This is a genomic window from Mycoplasma sp. 527, assembly GCF_053851595.1.
This window is the reverse complement of the sequence record NZ_JBSQAY010000002.1, coordinates 74,759-97,832: the sequence shown is the minus strand read 5'-3', so window position 1 is coordinate 97,832 and position 23,074 is coordinate 74,759. Positions and strand designations below refer to the sequence as shown.

At 27.9% G+C, this 23,074-nt stretch carries 15 protein-coding genes; 4 read left to right on the top strand and 11 right to left on the bottom strand.

From position 1 onward, the window contains the following. Positions 1-11 precede the first annotated feature (11 nt). Positions 12-4,346 (top strand): PolC-type DNA polymerase III, encoded by a 4,335-nt coding sequence (locus tag ACWXVQ_RS01445; RefSeq protein ID WP_456013327.1) that lies wholly within the window; start codon positions 12-14, stop codon positions 4,344-4,346. 64 nt (positions 4,347-4,410) lie between these two features. On the opposite strand, the gene rnc is transcribed toward ACWXVQ_RS01445, so the two are convergent. The 6 genes from rnc to ACWXVQ_RS01415 form a co-directional block, all read right to left on the bottom strand. Beyond that, complete coding sequence (rnc, locus tag ACWXVQ_RS01440) at positions 4,411-5,121, bottom strand: ribonuclease III (RefSeq protein ID WP_438340505.1); 711 nt, start codon at positions 5,119-5,121, stop codon at positions 4,411-4,413. Continuing rightward, positions 5,111-6,130, bottom strand: a complete 1,020-nt coding sequence (gene plsX / locus ACWXVQ_RS01435; protein ID WP_444704900.1) for a phosphate acyltransferase PlsX — start codon at positions 6,128-6,130, stop codon at positions 5,111-5,113. The genes rnc and plsX overlap by 11 nt, the downstream gene beginning before the upstream one ends. Positions 6,131-6,140: 10 nt before the next feature. Continuing rightward, on the bottom strand, positions 6,141-7,787 hold the full coding sequence (locus ACWXVQ_RS01430; protein ID WP_456013325.1) for a DAK2 domain-containing protein: 1,647 nt from the start codon (positions 7,785-7,787) through the stop codon (positions 6,141-6,143). After that, positions 7,774-8,079 (bottom strand): hypothetical protein, encoded by a 306-nt coding sequence (locus tag ACWXVQ_RS01425; protein WP_438340502.1) that lies wholly within the window; start codon positions 8,077-8,079, stop codon positions 7,774-7,776. Before ACWXVQ_RS01425 ends, ACWXVQ_RS01430 begins: the two co-directional genes overlap by 14 nt. Before the next feature lie 14 nt (positions 8,080-8,093). Further along, entirely contained in the window at positions 8,094-9,350 is a 1,257-nt protein-coding gene (gene glyA / locus ACWXVQ_RS01420; protein ID WP_456011871.1) for a serine hydroxymethyltransferase, read from the bottom strand. Positions 9,351-9,430: 80 nt separating this feature from the next. Then, positions 9,431-9,952: a hypothetical protein gene (locus ACWXVQ_RS01415; protein WP_438340500.1), complete on the bottom strand. Its 522-nt coding sequence runs from the start codon at positions 9,950-9,952 to the stop codon at positions 9,431-9,433. A 384-nt stretch (positions 9,953-10,336) separates the two neighbouring features. On the opposite strand from ACWXVQ_RS01415, the gene ACWXVQ_RS01410 reads away from it, so the two are divergent. Next, positions 10,337-13,264, top strand: a complete 2,928-nt coding sequence (locus ACWXVQ_RS01410) for an AAA family ATPase (protein ID WP_456013323.1) — start codon at positions 10,337-10,339, stop codon at positions 13,262-13,264. A gap of 202 nt (positions 13,265-13,466) precedes the next feature. Here the strand turns inward: ACWXVQ_RS01410 and ACWXVQ_RS01405 are convergent, their stop codons facing one another. Beyond that, entirely contained in the window at positions 13,467-15,104 is a 1,638-nt protein-coding gene (locus ACWXVQ_RS01405) for a hypothetical protein (protein ID WP_456013321.1), read from the bottom strand. Positions 15,105-15,535: 431 nt separating this feature from the next. On the opposite strand from ACWXVQ_RS01405, the gene ACWXVQ_RS01400 reads away from it, so the two are divergent. Next, positions 15,536-15,832, top strand: coding sequence for a hypothetical protein (locus ACWXVQ_RS01400; RefSeq protein WP_438340497.1), 297 nt, complete (start codon positions 15,536-15,538; stop codon positions 15,830-15,832). A gap of 33 nt (positions 15,833-15,865) precedes the next feature. Here the strand turns inward: ACWXVQ_RS01400 and rlmD are convergent, their stop codons facing one another. Together rlmD and mnmE are read right to left on the bottom strand one after the other, a co-directional pair. After that, on the bottom strand, positions 15,866-17,233 hold the full coding sequence (rlmD, locus tag ACWXVQ_RS01395) for a 23S rRNA (uracil(1939)-C(5))-methyltransferase RlmD (protein WP_456013319.1): 1,368 nt from the start codon (positions 17,231-17,233) through the stop codon (positions 15,866-15,868). Between the two features lie 12 nt (positions 17,234-17,245). Further along, the gene (gene mnmE / locus ACWXVQ_RS01390) at positions 17,246-18,592 is read right to left on the bottom strand and encodes a tRNA uridine-5-carboxymethylaminomethyl(34) synthesis GTPase MnmE (protein ID WP_456013317.1); all 1,347 of its coding nucleotides are present in this window, start codon (positions 18,590-18,592) and stop codon (positions 17,246-17,248) included. A gap of 277 nt (positions 18,593-18,869) precedes the next feature. On the opposite strand from mnmE, the gene ACWXVQ_RS01385 reads away from it, so the two are divergent. After that, entirely contained in the window at positions 18,870-19,559 is a 690-nt protein-coding gene (locus ACWXVQ_RS01385) for a TIGR01906 family membrane protein (RefSeq protein ID WP_456013315.1), read from the top strand. Between the two features lie 42 nt (positions 19,560-19,601). On the opposite strand, the gene ACWXVQ_RS01380 is transcribed toward ACWXVQ_RS01385, so the two are convergent. Both ACWXVQ_RS01380 and ACWXVQ_RS01375 read right to left on the bottom strand, forming a co-directional pair. Next, the gene (locus ACWXVQ_RS01380) at positions 19,602-21,512 is read right to left on the bottom strand and encodes a M13 family metallopeptidase (RefSeq protein ID WP_456013313.1); all 1,911 of its coding nucleotides are present in this window, start codon (positions 21,510-21,512) and stop codon (positions 19,602-19,604) included. A 22-nt stretch (positions 21,513-21,534) separates the two neighbouring features. After that, complete coding sequence (locus ACWXVQ_RS01375) at positions 21,535-23,073, bottom strand: MHO_4530 family protein (protein WP_456013311.1); 1,539 nt, start codon at positions 23,071-23,073, stop codon at positions 21,535-21,537. Position 23,074 lies beyond the last annotated feature (1 nt).

Below are 23,074 nucleotides of genomic sequence, written 5' to 3'. Positions count from 1 at the left end.
AGGTAATTCATATGATGGATGAATATTTTAAACAACTATGTAAAGAGGTAAAATTTGAGCCATCTAATGAATTTGATGGTGCTAAACTTTTATTAGTACATCCCGCTATTAAAGAGGGATTTGAAAACTGAGTTTTTGATGTACAATTTGATCAACATATTAACATCAATGAATATAAGAAATTTCATAAAGCTGTCGAGTCTCGATTTCCAAAATGCCGCATTAATTTAATTATTCAAAATGTTATTTTAGATAAAAAAAACATTGCTGACTATCTAAAATATGTTATTGATAAAAGTTTTCCTTCATTGAATGACATTTCTGGTTTTATAAATTCGGCTCATATAGAAGTGACTGACAATGAAATAAATTTTCTTATTCCATTAAAAACTGCATATGAAAAATTCAAACAAAATAATAACCTAATTGTTCAAGGACTAGAAAAAATAGGATTTGAATTTCTTAAACCTATTTATAAATTAGCTGATAATTCAAATAATAGTAAGAAAAAAACCATAAACAATTTAATAAACTCCTACTCAATTCAGCAAAAAGAGGAATTAAGTTTTTCGCAAAAAAATCCAGATAAAAATACAACAAATAGTAGCGGTCAAAAATATTACGCAAAACCTAAGGCTAAATTAGTTGAAATGGATATTGCTACCGCCTTAACAACATTTGAAGAACTAAGAGTTATTGTAAAGGGGGAAATTTATTTTTTAGAATGAAAATCGTTAAAAAATAACAAACGCCTTTTAACATTAAAAATTTCAGATTATAACGAAGCTATTTCTGTCAATTTTATTCAAAACGAATCAGAAGAAAAACCTTCTATCAATGAAGGTGATACTATTTATGTAACAGGTATGCTAACTGATGACAAATTTACACAAGCTAAGGTTATAATGGCATACGGTGCGCAAGCGTTTACCAAAACAGAGCCAATAACTTCATTAGCCGAAGATAATGAGGTTGAAAAAAGAATAGATTTAGCCACAAGAACACACATGAGTGTTCAAGACGGAATTTCTTCCCCTAATGAATATATAAAAGCTGCCATAAAATATGGCCATGAATTTATCGCAATTACGGATTTAGATAATGTGCAAAGTTTCCCATCTTTCTATAATGCCTTAAAAAAAGAAAAAAGAATTAAACCTATATACGGAGCAACACTATCTACAATTTCAAAGAAAAATTTAATTTTTAAAGGATATGAAAAATTTAAGGATTTTGATTTAAAAGAAGCTGAGTACGTTGTTTTTGACCTCGAAACTACAGGACTATCATGCCGCTTTGACGATATTATTGAGTTTGGAGCTACAATAATTAAAAATGGCATAATAGTAGAAAAAATTCAGTTTTTTATCAAAACAAAAAAGACACTAAGCCAAAAAATCAAAGAACTAACCAAAATAAATGAACAACTTTTAGAAGGGGGGCTATCCCCTGAAGAGGGAATTAAAAAAATCCATTCTATTTTAAACGGGCGCATTGGTGTAGCGCACAATGCTGCGTTTGATATAAATATGTGTATGGAAAAATTTAGACAATTAGGTCTTGATACAAGCAATCTAATTTGTGTTGACTCCTTGTGGGTTTCATATTTTTTAGATAAAAGTGAAGCAAGGCATAAAATGAATTATGTATGTAAGAGACATAATGTTATTTATACATTTAGCGACGCTCATAGGGCTGATTATGATGCTCATGCTTTGGCTCAAGTATGATTAAAAATGATCACAAGATTAGCCATTGAAAAAAACATCTTTAGTGCATCCGAGCTGTTAAATGTTGATGCTACACAATGATCAAACAGAATAATGTCTTCCGAAATAAGAGTATTAGCAAAAAACCAAAGAGGCCTTAAAGAGTTATTCAATATTCTATCTTCATCACTAACAAAAAATTATAATGACGGTCCAAAGTTTTACATTGAGGATAAAATAAAATACAATAATATTTTGTTTGGTTCAGGGACACATCGCTCAAAATTATGGGACAAAATAATCCTGGGTACAAATGAATCAATAGAAAAAGAAATCATTAACTTTGATTATATTGAATTGCCACCGATTTCATCTTTTGTGTATTTAGTAGAGGGTGAGGAACTTATCTCATGAGAAAATCTTAAATTCGCATATCATGACTTAATCGAAAAATGCAAAAAGCTTAACAAAATGTGTGTTGCAACATCTGATTCAAGATATGTTTATGATTTTCAAAAAACTATTCATGCCATTTACATTAACGCTCCTTCGCTTGGTGGTGGGGTGCATTGATTAAAAAGAAAAACACAACCAAAGTTGCAATATCTAACAACTAGACAAATGTTAGATGAGTTCGCTTTTTTAGGCGATGAAAAATTAATTAAAGATATTGTTATTTATAACCCCAAAAAAATTGCTAATCAAATTGAGAACATACAAGTTATTAAAGATAAATTGTATGTTCCGACCTTTGATGATTCACCAACTAAATTGCGTAATTTAGTATATGAAAATCTTTATAAAAAATATGGAAAAAGTCCTGATCCAATAATCATTGAAAGAATAGAAAAAGAGTTAAACCCTATTATTAAGTATGGTTACTCAGTAATTTATTGAATTAGCCATAAATTAGTTAAACGTTCAAATGAAGATGGTTATCAAGTGGGCAGTCGTGGCTCAGTAGGTTCCTCGATAGTAGCTAACCTATCAGAAATATCAGAAGTTAATCCACTTGAACCACATTATTTATGTTTGGAATGCAAATATTTTGAATGAAATAATGATCCCAATATATATTCAGGGTGGGATCTCCCTAATAAGAATTGTCCAAATTGCAATAAAAAACTCTCAAAAGATGGGCATAATATACCTTTCGAAACCTTTTTAGGTTTTGAAGCTAACAAAGTTCCGGACATTGATTTAAATTTCAGTGGTGATTATCAACCAAAAATTCACAATTTAGTTAAGGAATTATTTGGTGAAAATCATTCATTCAGGGCCGGAACTATATCTAAAATTGCCTTAAAAACCGCATATGGTTTTTGCCGAAAATATATGGAAGAAGTGCGATTAAGTGAAACACCGTGATCAAGAACTTTTCTTGATTTCTTAGCAAATAAATCGGCCGGGGTTAAAAGAACAACAGGGCAACACCCGGGAGGAATTATTATTATTCCCAAGGAATTTGATGTTGAGGACTTTACACCTGTTAATTATCCCGCAAATGATGTTAATAGTTCATGAAAAACTACACACCTTAATTTTGAATCCATTCATGATAATGTTTTAAAACTTGATTTACTAGGTCATGATGATCCAACAACAATAAAAATGCTTGAAGATTTAACAAAAACAAATGCCAAAGACATACCAAAATCTGATCCAGAAGTTATGAAGTTATTCTATACAACTGAATCGCTAAAAATCGATCCAAAAATGATTGATGGTGAAACTACAGGTGCTTATGGTTTGCCAGAGTTTGGAACGGGTTTTGTTAGAAACATGTTAAGAGAAGCGCAACCACGCACATTTAATGATTTAATCTTATTAAGTGGTCTAAGTCACGGAACGAATGTGTGGGCCGGAAATGCTGAAGAGTTAGTCAAAAAAGGGTTTAAATTAAAAGATTGTGTATGTTGTCGTGATGATATTATGCAAGAATTAATAAGAAAAAATATCGAGCCATTAAAAGCCTTTGAAATAATGGAAAAAGTCCGTAAGGGTAAAGGCTTATCCGCAGAGCAAGAGGAACTATTAATAAAAAATAATGTTCCAGACTGATACATTAATTCACTAAAAAAAATTGAATATATGTTTCCTAAGGCTCATGCAACGGCTTATGTTATTATGGCCTGAAGAATTGCTTGGTATAAACTTTATTATCCTCTACAATTTTACGCTTCATATTTTTCAATAAGACCAGATGCAATTGATATTGAAACAATGTCAAAAGGGTATACTAGCGTTGATATAAAACTAATGAATTTAAAAAAGAGAAAGAACGATATAAGTAATGCGCTTTCAACAAAAGAGTCAGCATTAATTACCACATTTGAAATAACAAAGGAAATGTATGCTCGAGGGTTTAAAATTCAAAACGTTTCTTTATCAATATCTCATTCCAAAGATTGAATTGTTGATGAAAAAACCAAATCCTTAATACCGCCATTTATTGTTGTTGATGGACTAGGTGATACCGTTGCAGAACAAATAGTTAATGCTCGAAATCAGCAAGAATTTTTATCTATCGAAGATCTTTGCCAGAGAGGAAAAGTAAATTCTAAGATTTGTTCCGAACTAAAAAAACTAGGTATATTAGATAATTTAAATGATACAAATCAAGTTGAATTATTTTAACAAAATAACCTTAATTATAATTAAAAAACGTCTTGTATGTATTCAACATAAAAGACGTTTTTATTTATTTTCTTCTTAATTTTTTCAGCGCATTAATTGCAGCATTAGTTTCGGCTTCTTTTTTAGATTTACCATAACCCTCGCCATATCTTTGAGATTCATGCAATACAATAGAACCGAATTCATTGTTAGGAAGCATTTCAGTAACATACTCAATTCTAGAATGACTAAATTGTTGTAATAATTCTTGCAACTCGCTTTTAGGATGCACATGGGTTTTGTTACATTGCAAATTAAATGATTCTCATAATGTTAGGTCAGTAATTTTCTTTACCCCCTCAATACCATAAACCAAATATATAGCACCTATAAATGCTTCATAAAGATTAGATTTCGTTTTGATATTAGTTCCATTAGAAAATGCAGAATTACCATATCTTAATCATTTAAATAATGAGTACTTTTCAACAATTTTGGCAAGGTTATTTTTATCTACTATACTACTTCTTAATTTACTTGCTAAACCTGCCTCATATTGCGGAAATTTATTGGCAATTCAACTTGTTACAACAAATTGTAATACACCATCTCCAATGAATTCAAGATATTCATTATGAGGTCTTGTCTTATGTTCATTCGTAAAAGATTTATGTGTAAATGCAGTTATTAAAATAAACAAATGTTCATCACTTAATTCTTTTGTTTTTACTCCCAATTGTTTTAAAAAGGGCAAGACATTATCTAGGATTTTTAAATCACTACCATTAAATTTCATTATTTTCAATATCCCCCAATTGCTTTGAAAGGTTCTTTATAAAATCTTCCTTTTCTAGCAAAAGCTTAATTTGGTTTAATGCGTTTTCAAATGCTAATTCATCAGAACCGCCGTGAGCTTTAACAACAATTTTTTCTAAACCAATTATATATGCACCGCCAATATTTCGGTAGTCAAATTTTTCTTTAAATTTTTTCAAATCATTTTTCAAAAAAAGACCCGCTATCTTTGTTTTTATATTTTTATAAATTATTTTCTTGAGAAGTTTCCCAAAATTAATAAATGAAGATTCAAGAGTTTTTAGAAATATATTTCCTTGTTGTCCTTCAGCTAAAATAATATCAACCTTTCCGGCAATAGCATCGTTAGGCTCAATAAATCCATAAAAATTAATTTTCTTATTTTCCTTTAATAGCGTGTAAGCGTTTTTGATATTTTGGCTACCCTTATATTCCTCGGTGCCAACATTTAACAATCCAATACTTGGGTTAAATTTTTTAAAAATTAATTCAAAATATTTACTAGCTACAATAGCTCAGTTGTTAATATATTGAGCTGGTGTATCAATATTTGCGCCGGCATCTAATAACAGGGAAAAATGGTCAGACATTGTAGGCAATATGGGCATAAAAGCAGGTCTAAAAACGTTTGGTAATCTTTTTGTTTTTAGGGTTGCTAATGAAATAAAAGACCCGCTATCACCACTGCTCAAGATTGCATCAAAATCATTCTCATTTAAATAATTAAAAGCATCCAACATTGATGATGGCTTTTTTAAAACGTCTCTTATCGAAGAATTGATGGTTGCTAAATTGGGTGAATCAATAATTATAAAATCTTCTTTTTTTATTAAATAAGTATTGTTTTTAATTTCTTTTTCAATAAGTTTTTTATCGCCAACTAAGGCAATTTGATAATCCTTATTTTTACTCATAAAGGCCAATGCGCCTTGGATTGCTTCTTTATAGCCATTATCATTATTCATTACATCGAAAACTATTTTTTTCATTTCAATTCTCCTATTCCGCTGAAATTAAATAAGGATAAATACTTTGACCGCCATTGTGTATTTCGATATCTACATCAAAATTTATTTCAATATAATTTTGTAATTCATCTATATCTGACTCAGTAACATCTTGGCCATAAAAAATGTTAACTAATTGCGTTTCGGGAGTAATTAATTCATGAAGTAATTTTATTGCTGCACCATTAAATGTTGGATCTGTATCTTTCAATCTCCCTTCCTTTATAGCCATAAAATCACCGGCTTTAACCTTAATACCGTTGAGTTTAGTGGTTTTAATTGAAGGAGAAACCTCGCCATAATGAATATTTAAAAGAGCATCATTCATTAGTTGTTGATTATCAGAAACACTATTTTCCTCACTATAGTTAAATAAAATACTTAGCGTTTGGGCCTGTGATTTTGTTGGAATTACTATAATTTCTTTATCTTGCACGATAGTTGAGGCTTGTTGGGCTGAGAGGATAATATTTTTATTATTTGGAAGAATAAAAATAGTTTCAGCTCTTACGGCGTTAATAGCGGATACAATGTCATTTATTGATGGGTTATTAGTTTGCCCACCTTCAACAATATACGAAACACCATTTTCTTTCAAAAGATCAATAATGCCAGTTCCAGAATTGCATGAGATTACAGCAGTCTTTTTTATTGAACCGCAATCATGTTGATTATCGTCACAACATTGATCATTACTATTATTATCATTTTTATTTCTTTTACTATCATTAGCCTGTAAGGTCATATTTTCAATCTTAATTTTTATAAATTGTCCCAAGCTGTTGGCAATATTTAAAACATCACCAGGTCTAGTGACATGAATATGAACCTTTAAAAATGAGTCATCCTGCACAAGAACCATTGAACTACCATGTTTCTCTAATTTCGAAATTAATAAATCCTTTTTGAATTTTTTCTTATTTTTTAATTCGACAATAAACTCGGTGCAATAACCAAACTCACCATCAAAAACTTCATTATCAGATATAAATTTATTTACCTCAGTTTGTTTTTCCAAAAGCGTAATAGGTTGACCTTGAAAGTATAAATGCATTCCCTCAAGAATAGCATACAAACCTTCACCGCCTGAATCAGTAACCTCAACTTCTTTTAAAACCGGTAATAGATCAGGTGTATGATCGCAACTTATTCTAGCAAGTTCCACGGCAACACGTGAAACGTCAGTAATATCACTATCAATAAGAATTTTTTCTTTCAACCCTTCTGATGTTTGTCTAATAACAGTTAATATTGTCCCCTCAACAGGTTTTAAAACAGCTTTGTAAGCGTATTTATAAGCTTCCTCAAACCCTTTTACCAAATCATAAGAATTTATCTCTTTTTTATCCTTGAAAGCAACTGCGAAACCTTTAAAAATTTGGCTTAAAATTACCCCAGAGTTACCTCTGGCGGAAAATAATAATGATTGACCTATTTGACTGGAAATATCAGAAATATTGCTAAATTCATCTGCCTTAATATTTTCAACTGCAATAATTGTTGACGTCATATTCGACCCTGTATCACCATCAGGCACAGGGAAAACATTCAATGCATTAATAAGATTTTGTTTGTTACTTAAATTATAAGCACCAGACAAAATAGCGCCCAGCCATTGTTTTCCGTTAATTTTTTTCATTACTTATTCCTTTTATAAAAACACAAAGTTTTGATAATTTTATATTTTCGCTTTTTAGTTTGTAGGTTAAGATTTGGTATATTTCTTCCACTAGGTTTTTTGCATTTAAGTTTATCAAAATTATTAATCCAATAGTTACAGAAATTCCGTTTTTTTGTTTCGGCATCTTTTCCACAACTATTCCCGTATTAGCAAAATTAACCATATTTGTTTCATCCAAAGCCTTAAAATCAACTACGCCAGCAATTGAACCGATTCAGTTCTTAATATCTGTTTCTAATTTTTCTAACATTGAAACCTCTAACATTAATTTTTGATGTAACTTCTTTTTATTGGAAACATATTAGTTAGTTTAGCTACTTCTTTTTTAATAACTGTTTTTAAATTCTCATTATTTGGATCTCTTAACAACTTATCCATTAGGTTAGCTAAAATGATAAATTCATCTTCGCCAAAACCACGAGAAGTCATGGCGGCTGATCCTAATCTAATGCCACTAGATACTAATGGTGTTTCTGTATCGTTCGGTATTGAATTCTTATTAACGGTGATATTGCATTCTTGTAATACTCTTGATGCTTCTTTACCAGTTAAACCATATGTACTTTTAACATCAATCATAAAAAGATGATTTGCTGTTAAACCAGAAATAACTTTCGCTCCTTTATTCATAAAAGTTTGACAAAAAACTTTTGAATTAATCAATAACTGTTTTTGATAATCAATAAATTCAGGTTGAAGCGCTTCATAAAAAGAAACAGCCTTACCAGCAATTTGATGAAACAAGGCTCCCCCTTGGCAACCAGGAAAAACTGCCTTATCAATCTTTTTAGCCAATTCTTCATCATTTGTTAGAATAATTGCACCTCTTGTCCCTCTTAGTGTTTTATGAGTTGTTGTCATAATCACATCGGCATAACCTACTGGTGATGGATGCAATTTTGCTATCACTAACCCCGAGATATGCGATATGTCTGCAAATAAATATGCACCTACTTCATCTGCAATATCTCGAAATCTATCAAATTCTACAATTTGCGAATAGGCTGAGTATCCGCATATAATCATCTTAGGTTTAACCTTTTTAGCTATTTTTAAGACTTCATTAAAGTCTATTACTCCGTTTTCGTCAACTGAATAAGTATATGATTCATAAAAAATTCCGCTAAAAGAGATTTTGTAACCATGAGTCAAATGACCTCCTGAATCAAGAGAAAGACCTAATACTCTATCGCCTGGTTTTAACAAGGCCATATAAACAGCAGCGTTAGCAACTGATCCTGAATATGGTTGAACATTTGCAAATTTAGTACCAAAGAGTTTTTTTGCCCTTTCCTGTGCTAATGTTTCAATTTGGTCAATAAATTCACAGCCTCCATAGTATCTTTTATTAGGGTATCCTTCACCATATTTATTTGTCAAACACGATCCAACAGCATTTAGTACTTGCTCAGAAACGTAATTTTCTGAGGCGATTAATTCAATATGGTCAGTTTGTCTCTTTGACTCATTATTGATTATTTCTGCAACTTCTTTATCAATTAGCGAAATTTTTTTATACATATAATCTCCTTGGAAAGTAAATATTTTATTTTGGCTTAATTTAAAACTAATTTAGATATAAAATAAAAAACTAAACTTATTTAGTCTAGTAATGTTCTTTTTGCTCTTTCTTCTTGTTCAAACTGTAATTTTTGTTTTTCTTTTTTCTTTTTTTCAATATGTTTAAACACAAGCAATATTGGTAACGATAAAAACGCAAGACCAACAGCTGGCATGACTCTGTAAGGCCACTCTTCAACGCCTGATGAAACTAAGAACGAAGCCATAGCAATTGCGAATGGAACTAAAAAAACAAATGAACTACTGCTATAAACCTTAAATTTAAAAACTATTAAAGAAACAACTGCAGTTTGAATAATAACAATACCAATAGCAATAGGCAAGAGCATAGACCATCTTTCCATTTTTTTTGTTATTTCAAATGCCCATCCGTCTCGGCCGAGCAAAATAAATAAAATAAATGAAGGAATTGCTACTAGGAATAAACCAGTTAAAGCTATCTTTCAAGAGCTAGATAATGCTTTTCTTTGCTTTTGAACCTCAAGTGTTCTATAGTTATTAATGTTAATTTTTTTATTTTTTCATTTTTTATTATTGGACATATTGGTACCTCAATACTAATAAAGCTTTATTTTTATTAATTTTATCAAAATTAAAAAAATATTTAACTATAAGGCTTTTTACAATAAACTTACACTTCTTTTAAAAAGTTATTTTATATGTTTTAAGAATTAATTTTTATTCTTATTTTTACTCTTAAGATTTTAATAAAAATCACTAACAAATACTTGTATTGTAAAATGAATAATCTTGCTTAAAATAAAATGAAAACAATTTATTAATTCATTATAAATTTATTATAAAAAATGGCTTTTATAACAACAACATTGAAAAAAATGTTTTTTGCTAAGCCTTTTTAAAAATAGTTATTATAATAATTTATATTATTATTTTTAAGTCTTCATTGAAAAACGGAAAGGAAAATAATGAAATTAATTCAAGTTGAATCACATGGTTTTAAATCCTTTGCTGATAAGGTTACATTAAAATTCGACGGCGGTGTTGTTGCAATTATTGGACCAAATGGCTCAGGTAAATCAAACATTAATGATGCTATCAGATGAGTTTTAGGTGAAACTAGTTCAAAAGTTTTACGTGGTGACAATATGGAGGACGTAATTTTTGCGGGGTCAAAAACAGAAAAGGAAATGAATCGCGCAGAAGTCATACTTACTTTTGATAATCGTGATCGTGCCGCTAATATTCCCCATGATTTTTTTACAATTTCTCGTGTCTTAAATAGAGGAAAGGGCGCCAATGAGTACTATATAAATGGTGAAGTAGCAAGACAAAAGGACATTAAAGAAATTGCCATGCAAAGTGGCATTTCAAAATCATCATTAGCAATTATAGGGCAAGGAACTATTTCTGATATTGCTGAGGCAACACCTGAAAGAAGAAGAGAAATTTTTGAGGAAGCATCTGGAACATCGATGTATCGCTCAAAAAAACAAGAAGCATTGCGCAAATTAGAAAGAACGCAAGAAGCCTTAGATCAAATAGCAATTGTTGTACAGGAATTAGAAAAACAAATAAAACCTTTGCAAAAACAGGCTGAGAAAGCAAAGAAATATAAAATAATGAGCGAACAACTTAAAGAAGTTGAAGTCTCATTGTTAGTTCACGATTTTATGGCTCATTCAGAAAAGTTAGATGAACTAAACGCTAATTCAATGATTTATAGTCAAAAAAAAGAGGATCTTGAAATAAAAATCAAACTTTACAATGATATAACAAAGCAAAAAAACGATCTCATGGTCGAACTCGATGCTGCGATTATTAATCTAACTTCTCGCATTGATGAAATAAGTAGAGAAATTAATGATTTAGAAATAAGATCTGCTAGGGAATCAAAACAACGTGAAATGCTTATTAGTGGAAGTATTGAAGCAAACGTAGAGCAAAAAAGAGAAGCCCTAAAAGACGAATTAAGTAGCCTAAACACAAAAATTTCACTTTCTAAAAATTTTATTAAACAACAAAAAGAAAAAATCAACACCATTAATCAATCTATCTTAAATATTTCAGCTCAAAAAAATGACCTTAAAAGAGAACTGGATAACGACAAAGAAAAGCTACAAAAAATAAATTCAAAATTAGATTATATTCATGAAGTAAAGCAAAGCAAAAGTAATTTACAAAAAGGGACAAAAAATATTGTTGAAAACTCGCATTTATTTAAAGGATATAAGGCTCTAGTTTCAGAAATTATAAGCGTTGATGCTAAATTTGGCCTTGCTATTGAAACAATTCTAGCAGGAGCCTTACAACATATAGTTGTTGATAATTCTGAAACAGCCGTTAAGGCTATTGAATTCCTAAAAGAAAATAATGGTGGTAGAGCAACTTTTATTCCATTAGCATCCATAAATCCTAAATACGTTTCGGAACACCATATTGTTGTAGCCCAAACTCAAAAAGGATTTTTAGGTATTGCATCAGAGTTGGTTTATACTGAACGTGAGTTTGATATTTTAAGAAAATTTTTATTAGGCAATATCTTGATTGCGGATAATATTGAAAATGCTAATAGATTATCACAGCTGCTTGAAAAACGCTATATGGTTGTCACTCTCGAAGGAGACATAATTAGAGTTGGTGGTGTTTTAAGTGGGGGGCAAAAAAGCGACAACATATCAGCATTTGGCCTTGATGAGCAAATAAAAAAGATTGAATCACTGAAACCAGAACTGTTAAAAATAATTTCTGAACGACAAACAAAATTAAATGATCTAGAACAAGAAATTCAAAAATTACTTAGTTTATTCTCAAACTTAAGCCTTAATTTGTCAAAACAAGAGCTTATACAAAACGATGATTTGGCAAAATTTGATGAATTAAGAATTCAATATGAAAATATATCAAAAGAAAAAATAGAAGAGCTAGAGACTGTTAACATTGCATATGAAATTCAAAAACTAGTACTTGAAAGAAGCCATCTTTTAACAAACAAAACTTCTCAAAATGAATTATTACAAGTTGCTAAAAAAGAGTTTGCAGAAGCAAACGCAAAACAAAGCGCGGCTAATAATGATTTAAATAAACTCATTAGTGAAAATGCTATGCAAATAGCAGAAAAAGCAAAATCAGAAGCAGCTATTAATTATGCAAAACAAAGACTTTCAGAACAATATAATATGCTTTTTGAGACAGCAAAAGAGTTTTATATAGCAGATTTAGATTTTGAAATAGCAAGAAAAATTGTTTCTGATTTAAAAAATGATATAAAAGATCTTGGCCATGTAAGTTTAGACTCAATCGAACAACTTAAAGAAACAGAGGATAGATACGATGAAGTCAAAAAGCAAGAAAAAGATATTGTTGAAGCAAAAACAACAATTGAAGAAGTTATTAGTGAAATGGATAAGATAATAATCGAAAGAATAACTAACACCGTTGATCTTGCAAATAAGGAAATAAAGTTTGTTTTCTCAAAAATGTTCGGTGGTGGAATGGCAGAAATTAGATACACAGATCCAGAGAATCTTCTAGATAGTGGAATTGATGTTGTGGCACAGCCACCTGGCAAATCTATCAAAAATTTAAAACTTTTTTCTGGGGGTGAGAAAGCACTTATTGCAATTTCACTATTATTCTCCCTATTAAAAGCAAAGCCATTGCCATTATGTATATTAGATGAAGTAGAAGCTGCACTTGATGAAGCAAATGTAATCCGTTTTGCAGAATTCTTACAAAATCTTAAAGAAAAAACACAATTTATCGTTATCACCCATCGTCAAGGCACAATGGAAAGGGTTGATAAACTTTATGGTGCAACAATGCAGAAAAGAGGTGTTACAACTTTCTTTAGCGTAAACCTAGCCGAAGCATCAAGATTAATTGAAAAGAATTAAATTAAGCAATTAAAAAAGATGCAATATAGGTTTGTTATGTACAAAAATAGCAAGATAAAAAAGTAGACATTCCTCCTATGAGGTGTCTACTTTTTTTAGGCACTATAAATAATTAAAATAAATTTAGATTTGTGTAATTTCTATTCTCAAATCTCTTACTCAAAAAGTAAGCAAGAGATAAATTTACACAAAATTTACTACACTACCGGTTTGCTTTAAGTGCTGGCTTTGATTCTTTAAAATGAAGGTGATCTGCATTTTTTCTTCAACGGAATGTATATTTAATCAAAAATTCATCTGTTTCTTTATTATCAAAAACCAATCTAGTCAAAAGATATATTTTCTCAGATTTTTCCTCTTTTTTATAATGATGTGTCTGTGTTTTATATTCTAAAACGTAATTTTGATTTTTGTCTCATCTTGTTTCTTTTTCACCTGCGTTAAAAATGTTTGTAAAAATTTTATCCATATATTGTGCATAAAATGCATTTTCTGTTTTCTTTTTAGTTTCAGGATTTTTTAACATTGCAATAACTTCGGCTTGAGTATGCAAGGCAGGGTCTAATTTTTCTTTATCTATTTTTATTAAATTTGAACCTCTATTTAATTCTGCGATAAGCGTTCACAATTGTGTTAGTGCAATATTGTAATTGTGCATTTTATGAATTTTTGGGTTTCTTAATAAAGTGTAATATTCATCATTTTTATTTTTTAATCAAGTTTTATAGGTAATTTTTTCACTTAATTCTCGAATTGCATCTTTACGATATTGAATTAATTTATTAAAATCTCCGTGGGTAATTTTTTTGCGTTTTATTTCTTCTTGGGTAATAAATTTATTTTGGTTAAATAATACAAACTTATCCCCAAATTCCTTTAAATCTACAAACCCGCCCAACAAAGGTTTTAGCATATTAAAATATCTATCAACAACTGCTTTGTCTTGCAATAGTTGTTTAATGGTTCTCGTTGTAGGATCAGCTGCTTTGTAATATTCACTTATACTGTTTTTAAAACTTTCAACACTAAGATTGTTAGAAGTAAACAATGATTCATCATAAACAAAAGATTTTGTTATATCATTTCATTTACTTGTAATATGTTCTTCAAAGGTATTTAAAATTTCTTCTTGTTGTTCTTTTTCGAATAAAGATAATGTTATATTGTTATTGTTACCATTTAAAGAGGCTTGTGTGTTATTTTTTAAATCGGAAACAATGATTTTGGATAATTGTTTTAAATATTCTTGTTGTTTTTGCTTTTGTTTTTTACCATCGATAATGATGTCTTTATTAAAAATAATCTTATCAGTATTTAATGGATTTTTATTTTCTTCTTCTAATGAAAAAGAAAATCTAATTCCTTTTCCCTCTTTTGAGGGGTCGTATTTTTGATATAGATATTGATTATAATAATTATTAACTATCTTTTGAATTTGTTCATTTGAAGGCTCATTATAATCAAAAATAATATCTGGAGCAATGTTTTTGAAAGCATTCTCGTCTAACTTTATAGATGGTTTATGAGGTTTTTTATCATCTGTTGAAGGATTCGTTTGTTTTTGTGAATTTTGTTTTCCTATTTGTCTATTAAAATCTTCTTCTGTAATCGATTTATCGATAGAAGGCTTATTTAATTCTTCTTTACCAAAACCTAACAGTTCAATTGATGAAGGTGTTTGGGTGTCTTTTTTTGGTTTTTGAGAATCTTGCGGATTAACTGGATTTGATGGGTTATTTGGTTTATTTGGTTCTTTTTTTGTAGCGCAAGATATTGTCATAATAGGAACTAATAATGCAGATGAAGTTCCTAAAAGAAAAAGTTTAGATTTTTTTGTCATCTTATTACTCCTTAATATAAAAAATATTTATTGTAATATTATACATATATATATATATATATATATGTTGCATTTTTATGCAATTTTGATACGTAAGACATAACAAATAAAAACAATTCATTTTTTAAAAAGATTTTAAAGTCAATAATCAATTATTAAAAATATATTCTTATCTATATTTTTGTAACAAAAACCAATATTTATTGAAGCTATTTCTATGATTTACTTTGAGTTAATATTTTTTTAAAAATTAATAAAAATAAAAAAGACTTGAATTTCAATAAAACTTTCAAGCCTTTTGTTTCTTCAGGGTTTTTAATTTTCTTATTAATTTTTAAATTTAATAAGAAGTAACTACTTTTTTAAGGGTATATTTTTAAGGGTAATGGTGGTATAATTAAATATATATTTTTTACATTATAGAGGTATATATGTACGGTCTTGTTTTTTATCTAAAAAAAGAATTATTAATTAGAGAATATGGAGTCGGCGAAGAAAATTATAAACAAGCATATGAAGAAATAAGGGATATTTTAAGACACTATGGTTTTCACTGATTGTCAAACAGCTTTTATTTCTCGCGTTCAATAAATAATTTATTACAAATTACAAAAGCCTTACAACATATAAAAACTATTCCTTGATTTAAAAAATCACTAGTTTCGCTTCATGTTTTTAAAATGGAAGACTTATCAAACTTTACTGAATATATAATTGATGAAAAGTAAGTTTTTGACTTACTTTTTTAAATTTAAATTTTATTAAGATTTCTTTTCTAGTAAAACTAGAGTTTCAATATGTTGGGTTTGTGGAAACATATCGTAAGGCTGTACTTCTATTAATTCATATCCGAAACTTGTTATATTCTGTAGATCCCGAACTAATGTTTTAGGCTCACAGCTTAAATATATTATTTTCTTAATATCAGAATCCTTAATTGATTTAATAGTTTCTGAATCTAAACCTTCTCGAGGCGGATCGAAAATCACTAGATCAATTTTTTCTTTATTTAAAATAAGCCACTTATTTGCATCATCATTTATTACTTCGATATTAGAAATTTTATTTTCTTTAATATTTTCAATAGCCATTAATGATGATTTTTTGTTTATCTCAACCGAATAAACCTTACGACATTTATGCGCAATAAAGCAAGCGATTGTACCAACTCCACCAAACGCATCCAAAACGTTCAATTCATTACTAGGTATTCAATCACTTATCTTTTTATATATATTATTCATAACCGTTTCGTTTATTTGATAAAAAGTATCATTAACAACATTAAACACTAATTTTCCAAGTTCATATTTTATACCATTATGATTTAGCAAATTAATCCACTTATTAGAAGTTGTATTAAAGAAAGTTACTTTATAGCTTAGATTGTCCTTTAATAAGGCTTCAAATAATTTTATATTTTCAGGACTTAAATCTTCCTTAATATGAAGAATTATTTCAATACAACAAAATGAGCTTTTTGGCGATCTTAAAGTAATTTTAAATGGTTTAACCTGAAATATAAGATTTTTAAAATCTTTTTCAAAATCTGTTTTTGGACTAATTAGCACTTTTTTATAAAATTCCCTAATTGCAACAACCGCAAGTTCCATTTCTGTTTGCTCAACTAGATCATGACTATATTTTTTAAAAAAACCTATTTTTGGACCTTTTTCATCATATTTTATTTGCAACGAAATTTTATTGCGGTAAAACCATTGGCAATTTGATTCAAGTATAGGTAAAACTTTTGTGTAATTTAAATTTCTTTCAAATAAATTCTTAATAATATATTGCTTAAATTTTAACTGGTTTTCATAATTAATCCCAGCTAGTGGAGTAGAACCTGTTTCATACAATAAAACTCTTGAAGGTTCCATTTTTTCTCTCAATAATGAACAAGTTCTATATTTTTTTACTTTTGCAAAACAACATTTTTTAGAGCAATATGTTATTTCGATATCGACTTCTTCATCAGGCAGTAAATTATAAACAAATATAGGAACTTTAAAATCTCTTATTATTCCTAAACCTTCATACGAAAGGTCTAAATAAAAGGGTTTTGATTCATTTTTAACCCATTTCAATATTTGGCCTTCTTTTAGTTCGACTTTTCTACTATAACCCATTTTTCACCTTTTTTACTTTCCTAAACAAAATTTATTAAACATATTATCCAATAGAGATTCGTTATCATGCTCTTTGTTTAAAATTTCTCTAAGTAGTGACCATGCTTTATTAATATCGAGTATTACAATCTCAGGGCCAAAACCTTTATTCATGCTTAAAATCGCATTATTTAATTCAATATAACACTGCTTTAACAAACCTAATCTTCTAGTATTATAAATTAATTCCCTGTCATTATAATCAAGATTTAAATAGTTTTTTACCAAACTATTCTTTAATTCTCAAATATTTTTATTTTTTGCTGATGTTAATATATAATCAGATGAAACTTTATCATTTAATAAATCACTTTTATTCAATACTGGAATATATATTTTTCCTTTTGACATTTCTTTTATTAATTCATCTTCTTTGTTTTCTTTTTGACCCGGGTTAAATAAATGGACAATAATTTTTGCTTCTTTAATTGCATTTAATGAACGATCTATTCCGATTGATTCTATTTTATCTTGAGTTTTTCTAATTCCTGCAGTATCTATTATTTTAAAAGGAATTCCATTTATTTCATAATCGCCTTCAATAATATCTCTTGTTGTTCCTTCGATATCTGTAACAATTGCTTTTTCTTTATTTAATAATAAATTTAAAATTGAAGATTTTCCGGTATTAGGTCTTCCGACGATAGCCACTTTTATTCCATTATATACATCAGTTGCAAATTCTGATTTTTTTATTATTATTTCAATATATTGTTTTAAATTTGTTATTAACTTTAAAAGTTTTGTTTTATCCATTTGCTCAATATCATTATATTCTGAGTAGTCAATGTTTATTTCTATAATTGAAATAATATTAATTAGTTGCTCTTCTAATTTATTAATTAATTCATTATCTTTATCTTCAAATTGATTAATAGCAATTTCTGCTTGTATATTAGTTTTTGCATGTATAAGAGAATTTATAGCTTCTGCTTTTTCAAGACTAATTTTCCCATTTATGAATGCTCGTCTTGTAAACTCACCACGAGTTGCTAATCTTGCTCCATTTGAAATTATTAAATTTAAAATTTTATTCGTAACAATTATCCCACCATGAGCATTTATTTCTATTGTATCTTCTCCTACATAGTTTTTATTACCGATAAAAAAACTAACTAATACTTCATCTATTTTTTTGTTAGTTATTGGATCTATTATAAATCCATAAGTTATTGTTTTATCTTTCCCGATTTTTCCTGTATAAATTTTTTTAATTATATTTATTGCTTCAGGTCCTGATATTCTTATAATTGATATGGCTTGATTAATATTGCCAGAAGAAATAGCCGCTATAGTATCATTATAATAATTAATATTCATAGAATTTTAATTATATTAAAATTATCAGAAAATAATTTAAAATAAAAAAATATATGTTTATTCTTTTGTTTAATTAATAATAAAAATAATAAATGTCGATAAGTCGAAAAAAATAAAAAAACCTTAATTTTAAAAGAAAAAAAGTTTTTTTAGTGTCAATTGTTTTGTTTTTTATTTACTATTTAATAACATTTTTATTCTTTGGTACTTTTTTACAAAAAACAGAATTATTTTTTTAAAAAGCATTTTGTTAATTAATGCTATACTAATATAAGCAATGTGAAAAAAATGTAAATATTTTTTGTATGTTTTTTTAATAATAAGTATTATGCTATTTATCTTAAGTTTTTCGATTATGTTGCCAATAGTTATTAAACCTTTTTACTATTATCATTTATCTAATCTGGATTACAAAAATATCAAATTTAATAATGGCGAACTAAATTATGATCAACTTAAATTAGCATATAACGAACTTTTTGATTATTTAGTTTTATTTAAGAAATTTGGAACTGGGAAATTAGATTATTCATCTTTAGGGATGGCGCATTTCGCAGATGTGAAAAGACTGATTTTAATAGATTTTATTATTTTGGGTTTTTCTTTATTTACAATTCTTTTAGTTTTTTTAATATCAAAATTTACAAAAATAAGAATAAAAATTATTAAATCTTGTTTTATTGCTTCGACAATTTTACTAGGGGTGCTGATTATTGTTATAGGGTTGGTAATTAGTAATTATGATGTTGCTTTCCGTAAGTTTCATGAATTATTTTTTGCTGGTAAAACAAATTGAATATTTGAACCTTCAAAAGATGAAATTATTAAAATTTTACCTTCTACTTTTTTTAAGAACAGTGCTATTTTTATAGCATCAGTAATTATTTTTTGAATTTCTCTTTTTATTTTTTTACAATTAATTTTATTTTTAAAACGAAAGAGAAAACAATCTGTTTTGTTACATTAAAAAAACCTCCTTCTTTTTTAAAATACAAGAAGGAGGTTTTGATTATCAAATTTTTACTCTTTTTTTCGGGCTTAGGAACATTTGGTCAGACTCTGATATTTTAAAAGTCTTATAAAAATCGTCAGAGTTTTGTACCTGAATGTTTGTTCTCAATATAGCAGGAGCATGAACATCAGAAGCTAATAGTAATTTTTGAAGTTCAGGTCTTTGTTTAGATCTTCAGGTGATAGCATAGTTTATGTAAAAATGTTTTGGGTTGTAATCTTTTTCGCTTTTTGCTGCTTCAAGGGCACATGATAACCCACCTGCATCTGCGATGTTTTCGGATACTGTTAGTCTTCCGTCACATTTACCAACTTCTGTTTTTTTATTATCAAATAATTTAACCATTTTTTCAGCTCTTTTGTTAAATTCTTTTTTATCATCTTCGGTTCACCAATTTACCATATTACCTACTTCATCAAAGTTAGCCCCATTATTATCAAAGGCATGTGATATTTCATGAGCAATAACTGCCCCTATACCACCGTAGTTTGAAGAAGAGGATTGTTTTGAACTATAAAATGGAGATTGTAAAATGCCTGCTGGGAAAACTATTTTATTACTTGAAGGGTTATAATAAGCATTAATTATAGCCGGAGACATTGACCAAAGATTAATATCTTTCTTTTTACCATATTCAGCAAATTTGGCTTTTTGAACAGCCATTGTGAAATTAAGGGCATTTGTTATTAGATCATCATAGCCATTATACTTTTGAACAATAAATTCCTTATAAAAATCTTCAATAATTTCTGGGTAGCCTACATAAACGCCGATTTTAGAAAGTTTTAATATAGCTTTGTCTTTTGTTTGTTTTGATAGTCAGGTGTTTTCTTTTAGGCGGTCCTCGTATATTTTGACCATTTTATGAATCATTTGCTCGACATTCTTTTTGTTTTGAGGACCAAAATATGTTTCACCGTAATATTTACCAAAAGGCATAGAAAAAACGTTATCAACAACAAATTTTACGGCTATTTTTTTCTTGCTAAAAGGTTTTCTTTGACCACTTAAAGCTCTTGAAAATTCCCCGGAAATTACTAAGCTTTCATAATCTAATAAGCGAGATAATTCAATTAATAATGAAATGTATAGAAAAGCTTTATAAAGTTCAAAATTTTCTTTTGTTAATAATTTCGAATAATTGTCAACTAAATCTTTCGAAACGCAAATAACTTCACTAATGCTATCATTGATTAATGAATTCAAAATATTAGATAAATTTATTTCTTTTATTTTTTTATTGAAATCATCAACTTTTCTAGGGTGATAAATGTTAGTTATAATTGCTCATTCTTGTGCTGAAAGAATATATTTTGATGCCTCGTTATCTCATAGGAGAGCTTTGTTAACTAAATCATTTGCTCATTTTTCATCATTATTTACTTTTAACAGCATTTTTTTAACCATATTAACTCAAATTCTATAAAATGAGTTCTTTTTTTCTTCATCATTATAATAACTTTTTTCTGGAAGGATAACAGAAGGGGTCGAAACAAAAAGGGTTTGTTTTTCGTGGTTTTTAAAATCTGTGTGTATAAAAAAAGGAATAGGAACTTCAAAATTTCTTAAGCATAAGCTAGTGTAGTTATTTTCAATATCATTTCATGATTGATATGACTCTATTTCTTTTAGTATTGGAATAATAGGCTTTATTGAGTGTTTTTTTCTATCGTTTCAATTATTAACTAAATTATAAAATTTAACCATTTCTAGAAGAATTTTATTTTCAGTTATTTCGGATGAGTCAATTGATCATTTTGTTATAAGTTTAGTTTTTAATCTTGTTAAACTTTCATCTAATCTTTCAAACGTGCCGACTGAAGTTTTGTTATCAGCAATTTTATGCTTATTTAATCATTCTCCATTAATTGCCTCAAAAAAATTTTCTTTAATCTTAGCTTTATTCATAATTTACCTTTCAAATTTAATGTTATTTTTTTCTTTCGCTTGAGTAAAACATTTTAATTTTTTTGTTAAATAAAACTTTTTTATAGTTTTTGAAATCTAAATTCTCAAAAACAATTGAGATTTTTAAATGCTCTGCCTTTTTGAGTATAAGACCAATATATAACATTGTTTCTGGGTTATTAAGCATTTTGGTAAGCGACTTATCAAATCATATAATTCCCACTCATTTACCAATTAGTGAAATAATATCATTATTGATTTCGGTTAATTTTATTCCTATAGCCGCTTTTGGATAGTTTTCTTTAATTTGTTCTATTTTTTTCTTAACTCTTAACATACTTTTTTTTGAATTAAGTGAAACTAATTGAACAAAGGAACGATCAATTTTAATAGAATTTTCAATACTTTTATTATCAATATAATTAAAAATAAAATCTTGTATATTTAAAACTTTTCCATGAATATCTTGTGATTTGATGTTTTCATATATTTGCATAAAAAAATTTTTATAAATGTCTAAGGAAGCTATGATATTCTCATCTTTTATATTTAAAATTTCAAATTTTCTTTTAATTAATAATAAATTGAGTTTAGTGTTTTCATCGCCAAAATTATTTATAGACACAGTTTTAAAATCAATATTATTACTTTGTTTTATTTCATCAAGTGTATATTCATATTTTTCTTTAAAAATTTTAAAATCTTTGTTATCTTCTATGTTATTCGGAATTCAATAATCAACCATAGGTGTAAGTGTTTTGACAAAGTCAAAGACCGTTTCATAATACAATTGATTTTTGTTGGTTAAAAGCTCATTGTTAAATGAAAAAAAGGTAGAGTAAAGATTTTTGTAAAGAGTAGCAGTGTTTGCAAAGATTTTAGTTGCATAGTAAGAATGGCCACTTTGAAATCTATCAGAGGGAAAGACGAAAAAGATCTTATTTCAATCAAGAAAAACTTTGACGCCTTTTATTTGATTATAAACGCAACTATCTTGGAAAAGTTTTATAAAGTTATTAATACTATTAATATTTTTTATGTTTAAAATAAAACCACATGCTATATATTTGCTGTTTGGCGAAAAAAGGTAAGAAATGTTGGTGTTTAAAGCTTCGAAAACTTCATTTTTAATAGTATCATTTCTGTTTCAATTAACTGTCATAAAAGCTTTTTGATCATTTATGAAATTTATTTCAAAACTAACCTTTGTTTTGAATGTTGAATGCTTGTTATGTGTTGTTTCGAAACTAATAATCGTATTTTCTTTATTTTTTAAAGCACTTAAAAAAAGAAGTTTATATTTTTTTTCTAAAATCTCACATAAGTCATCTAATTTTCTTCATTTATTATTTAGAAGGTTTAATTTTTTTATAAATGTGGGTTCATTTGAAATGTTGGGAATACCATTCAGATGTTTAATTCTATTTTGTTTCAAATCAATTTCTAAACAGAGGAAACCACTTTCGTTTTTAATATTATTTTGTGTTCTTATTAAAAATAAAATAAATCAAAAAGAAAAAATGAATATTATGGAAGAGAATGCAATAATTCAGATTAGCAAA